The organism is Actinomycetota bacterium (assembly GCA_035540895.1).
Classification (GTDB): domain Bacteria; phylum Actinomycetota; class JAICYB01; order JAICYB01; family JAICYB01; genus DATLFR01.
The window spans coordinates 1-5,055 of sequence record DATLFR010000207.1; the positions used below are offsets into that span (position 1 = coordinate 1).

Here is a 5,055-nt window from a genome sequence, read left to right on the forward strand (position 1 = left end):
CTGAAGGTCAGTCACATTATGACCGGCGGTCGGTCACTCGTCAACCGGTTTCTTGGCGAGGAGCCGGGAGGCCGGATGACGACCACAACGCACCATCCGTGGGAGCGCACGGGGCTCCCCGGGCGCGGGTGGCACCCCGTGGTCGCACACGACCCACAACCCGCCACCCGTAGTCCGGGCGGGGCCCGAGATGGCCACCGACGGCGAGTCGTGGTCCGGGGTCGGGCCGGCTCCCGCTCCTTGTGGCCCCCCCGACCTGCCCATATGATCGGGCCATGGCCGGTCGGGAAGGACCCGTGGAGAAGGGCAAGGCGCTGGGGATCGGGGAGACGGTCTCGTCCGTCCTGAAGCGCCGGGTCGTCAAGTCGTCCGAGGAGAGGCGGCGGGAGATCCTGGACGCGGCCCTGAAGCTCTTCGGTGAACGCGGGTTCGCCGAGACCACCATGGAGGAGGTCGCGAACGCGGCCGGGGTGGCCAAGGGGACGATCTACATCTACTTCCCCTCGAAGGAGCACATCCTCCTCGCGCTCAAGCGCGAGTTCCTAGACGGACTGATCGTCGCGCTCACCGATGTCGCCGCGGACGCGGTCGAGGCCCTCGCCGCAGGGGCGGCCGTCGATTACCGCGACGTCATCGACGAGATCCTCGAGGTGATCGTCACCTACCACACGGACAGGCGGGAGGCCCTGCAGGTGGTGGTGCGGCAGTCCCCGGGTCCGGACCTGGTGCGCGACGCGCTCGAGCTCGAGCGGGACGTGGTCTCGCTCGTGTCCAACGCGATCGCCCAGGCGCGCGATTTCGGACTGGTGCACGCCTCGGACCCGGACCTGACCGCGCGCCTGCTCTGCGACGCGCTGAGGGACACCCTCGCCACCAGCCTCTGCTACGACGACCCGCCCGACCTGGACCGCCTCGTCGCGGCGTGCAAGGAGCTCTTCTACAAGGCCCTGGCTCCCGACGTCAGCCTCCCGCCCCGGAGGCCGAGGTCCGTCCGGACGCGGCCCTGACGACCTCCCGGTAGGCGCCGGCCGAGTCCACCCCGACCGCGTCGGTCTCCAGGATCCGCACCCCGTCTGACCGGTCCACCCCGTAGAGGCCGAAGCGCGGGACGTAGGAGCCCCACTCCCAGTTGTCGACCAGGGTCCAGTGCAGGTACCCCGCGACCGGCACCCCCTCGTCGCGCGCCCGCAGCACCTCGCGGGTCATGTCCCGGATGTAGGCGTCCCGCCGCAGGCCGTCCGGACGCGAACGCATACCGGGCGTGCACGTGCCGTTCTCGGCCACGACGATCGGACGTCCGGGAGCCTGGAGGTGCGCCTGGCGCAGACAGACCGCCATCGCAGCGGGGGTCGAGACCTGCTCCCAGAGCTCGGCGACCCCGGGTCGCGCTCGGAGCGCCCGGGCTCCCGCGGCGGCCGGTCGGAACTGGTGCCCGGCCACCGGGTCGTACACGTCGATCGAGATCCAGTCGAGCTTGCGGGGCCTGGGCGACGAGTACAGGGCAGCGGCGGCCGCACCCTCGGGACGCAGCGCACCGAGGGCCGCCACGCGGTGCAGGGCGGCGTCCACCAGCGAAGCGAGGGCGTCGCGCCTCGGGAGCGCGGCTAGGCGGCGGCGCGCGCGAGCTCGGCACCGGCGCAGGTACGTGGTGAGGTCGGCGCGGTCCACGCCGCGCTCCCGCGCCTCCAGGAGGTCCACGACCGATGCGTCGAGATCGGCGAGCGTCATCGAGTACGAGTTGGTCGTGACGAGGGGTTCCGGCCACCCGTTCGACCCGTGCACCTCGTGGATCGCGTCATAGGCGAGGACGTGACCGGCGATCAGGTTGTCCAGGGCGGCAGCGGTGCGCGGCACGCCCCACCCGGTCCCGGGGAAGGCCCCGAGCACGTAGGTGGAGACGGCCAGGATGGCCGGCTCGTTGATCGTCACCCACCACCTGACGGGAGCCGTGCCGCGCTCGGACAGCCGTCGGTTCAGCTCCCCGACCGCCTCCCGGACGAAGCGGGCGAACGTGGACGCCCCTCGGGGGTCGAGCCACGGGTCCGGACCCGCCCAGGCCGGGTGGGTGAAGTGGTGGAGGGTGACGACCGGCTCCATCCCGCGGTCCCGCACGCCAGCCAGGATGGACACGTACCCGTCCAGGACGGCGTCGTCGAGGGGGGAGGACGGTCCGGGCTGCAGGCGTGCCCACTCGACGGACATCCGGAACGCGTTGACCCCCAGTCCGGACGCCAGGTCGAGGAGGGTGTGGGGGTCCGTCCAGAAGCGCACGGCCTCACCGGACGGCTCCACGCGTCCGGACCGCTCCCACGGCCCCCAGTTGTTCTCCGGTCCCCCGGGGACGTTGAGCCCGCCCTCGACCTGTGCGGCGGCGGTGGCGACGCCCCATAGGAACCCGTCCATGCACAGATGTTAGGGGCCCGGAACGCGAAGAGGCCCCGCCCGTCGGGCGGGGCCTCACCTCGCATCGATCGCTACGGCAGGATCTCGTTGCGTCTGCTGCGGATCGCGAAGAAAGCGACCAACGCTCCCATGAAGAGCAGGACCCCCACCATCGTCGCCACCACGGGGTCGAACCTCCGGGTGACCGGCGGGGTGCGGTTACCGCGGGCGATGACGGGCATCTCCATCGCGACGAGCTGTCCGTCCGGACCCGGCACGAGGACGGTGCGCGCCCGCTTCACCGGCGCGTCGTCGACGTAGTCGTCCCCGAAGTCGAACGAGCTGGTCGGGCGGGTCGGCACCGAGGGTCGGGTGCCCTGGGACATGGGCGTGATGTTCTCACCCGGACGCGGACGGTTGTAGCCCGAGAGGTCGACGATCTGGTCGGCGCTCTCGATCCACGTCAGCCGCAGCTTGTACCCGGTGTTCGTGCCACCGCCCATGTTGACCACCGTGAAGTAGTACTCCCCCTCCGGCTGGTCGAGCAGGATGTTCTTCGGGTTCTGGGTGTCGTTGCGCGACGTCTTCGCCTGTCGGTTGGCCTCGGCTTCCTCGGGCTTGTCGCTGTTCCACTGGTACATGTACAGCATGTTGCCGGTCGAGCCGTCCCAGAGGAGCTCGACGTTCACGAAGTGGACGTTGCGGAACCCGGGCGGCACCGAGATGTCCACCACGATCGTGTCGCAGTTGTTGGCCGACTTGCACGACGCGGCCGTGATGGCGCTGGTGACGACCACGACGCGCTGGGGCTGGGCGGCCGGGATGGCGGGGAACGACTTCTCGATCTGCTCCCCTCGGGCGACCGCGATCCTGCCGCGGTCGGCGGCCGTGGCCGCAGATGGGAGGAGCGCCGCGAGCATCAGGCCGCCCACGACGCAGGACAGGAACTTACGCATTCTGGAACCCCCTCGGATGGGATCTGTCGCCGAGAGGTATTCCACGCCGGGAGCCCGATCTCCTGCCGCCGGGGACGGTTCGGTTCCCGCGCCGAACGGACGTTCGACCTCGGCGGCGGCCGAGGCGCTACAGCTCGGCCTGGCGCCTTCGGATGGCGAGGAACGCCAGTGCCGCGCCCGACCCGAGCAGGCCGGCGACGACGGCGGCGACGACGGGGTCGAACCTGCGCTGAGGGGGCGCGGCGCGGTCACCGCGCGCGATCGTGGGCAGCGTCACCTTCTGCATGGCGCCGTCCGGGCCGGGAACCAGGACCGTCCGGACCGGCGGCGGCCGGTCGTCGTCGTAGGCGGCCAGGTCGGACCCGTCCGCGTTGAACGCGGTCGGCACCGGGGCGTTCGAGGAGCGCGGGTCGTTGAACGGGCTGCTGGTGGTGGCCACCTGGGGACGGCTGAACCCGCCGAGGTCGACCTCCGTCTCATGCCAGATCAGCTCCAGGGTGTACCCGGCGTTGACCCCCGCGTTGTTCACGACCGTGATGAAGAACGGGTCGGGCTCGCTCAGGATGACCCGGCGTGGGGGGAACTTGGCGGCGGCCGTACTGTCGCGGTCGGCCGCCATCGGACCCCAGGTGGCGTCGATGTCGTCCTCCACCCAGGTCCAGAGCCACATGTCGTTGTTCGTCGTCCCCCGGTTCCACGTCAGGACGACCTCGATGAGCCACAGGGCCCGGTAGTCGTCGGGGATCTCGATCTTCACCACGTCGAACGAGTCGCAGTACGAGCTGCTCGCGCCGAGGTCGCGGCACTGCGGAGGACGGACCTGCGCGAAGGGGATGACCGGCGCCGGGGGGCGGACGGCGGGGATGGCCGGGTAGGACTTCTTGAAGTGTTGGCCGACGCCGATGGTGATCTCGTCGCGGGTCGCGGCCTGCGACGGGGTCGCGACGAGGGCCCAGCCGGCGCAGAGCGCAGCGGCGGCGACGGCTGCCAGCGCTTTCCTCGTCTTCATGCCTCGCCTCCCTGCGTCCGAACGCCCTTCCAGCCTACAACTCGGCCTGTCTTCGCCGGATGGCAACGAACGCGAGCACCGCACCCGATCCGAGCAACGCCGCCACCACGAGCGCCACGACCGGGTCGAAGGACCTGCGGGCCGGTGCGGCGCGGTCACCACGGGCGATCGTCGGAAGCGTCAGCTGCTGAACCTCCCCATCCGGACCCGGGACCAGGTTCGTCTTCGGTGCGGCGACAGGTGCCACGGGGGCCAGGTCCAGATCGCGGCCGTCGGCGAAGACCGGCCTCTGCGGGTTGGAGGGCGTCACGGGCCCGAAGGCCGGACCCCCCACCTGGGGACGGGAGAACGCGCTCAGGTCGATGGCGATCTCGTGCCAGATCAGCTCGAGCGTGTAGCCGCTGTTCACCCGCTCGGCGTTCTGGACGGTGATCACGAAGTTGGGGTCGGGGTCACCGAGGACCACCCGGCGGGGCCGGTAGTTGTTCGCCGGCGAGAAGGCGGCCCGGTCCTGGCCGAGCTCGCCCCAGGTCTCCGTCTCCTCGTTGTAGGCCCAGACCCACAGCCACATGTTGTTGTTCGCGGTGCCGGGGGTCCAGCGCAGGACGATCTCGATCATCCACGCGGTCCGGTCGCGGTAGTCGGCCGGGAAGGGGGCGTGCACCTCTATGGCGTCGCACCAGCTGGCGCTCGCGCCGCCCTCGGGGT

General features: G+C 71.0%; 5 protein-coding genes. 1 reads left to right on the top strand and 4 read right to left on the bottom strand.

Going from position 1 to position 5,055, the window contains the following annotated elements; translation table 11 throughout:
* Positions 1-275 precede the first annotated feature (275 nt).
* A complete protein-coding gene (locus VM840_11595; GenBank protein HVL82220.1) occupies positions 276-1,007 on the top strand; it encodes a TetR/AcrR family transcriptional regulator in 732 nt (243 codons plus the stop codon).
* Here the strand turns inward: VM840_11595 and VM840_11600 are convergent.
* The 4 genes from VM840_11600 to VM840_11615 form a co-directional block, all read right to left on the bottom strand.
* Positions 961-2,403 (bottom strand): family 1 glycosylhydrolase, encoded by a 1,443-nt coding sequence (locus VM840_11600; protein HVL82221.1) that lies wholly within the window; start codon positions 2,401-2,403, stop codon positions 961-963. The genes VM840_11595 and VM840_11600 overlap by 47 nt on opposite strands.
* Before the next feature lie 71 nt (positions 2,404-2,474).
* The gene (locus VM840_11605; GenBank protein ID HVL82222.1) at positions 2,475-3,338 is read right to left on the bottom strand and encodes a hypothetical protein; all 864 of its coding nucleotides are present in this window, start codon (positions 3,336-3,338) and stop codon (positions 2,475-2,477) included.
* A 127-nt stretch (positions 3,339-3,465) separates the two neighbouring features.
* On the bottom strand, positions 3,466-4,347 hold the full coding sequence (locus VM840_11610) for a hypothetical protein (protein HVL82223.1): 882 nt from the start codon (positions 4,345-4,347) through the stop codon (positions 3,466-3,468).
* 34 nt (positions 4,348-4,381) lie between these two features.
* Positions 4,382-5,055 (bottom strand): hypothetical protein (locus tag VM840_11615; protein ID HVL82224.1); only part of this gene is annotated, 674 nt, incomplete at its 5' end.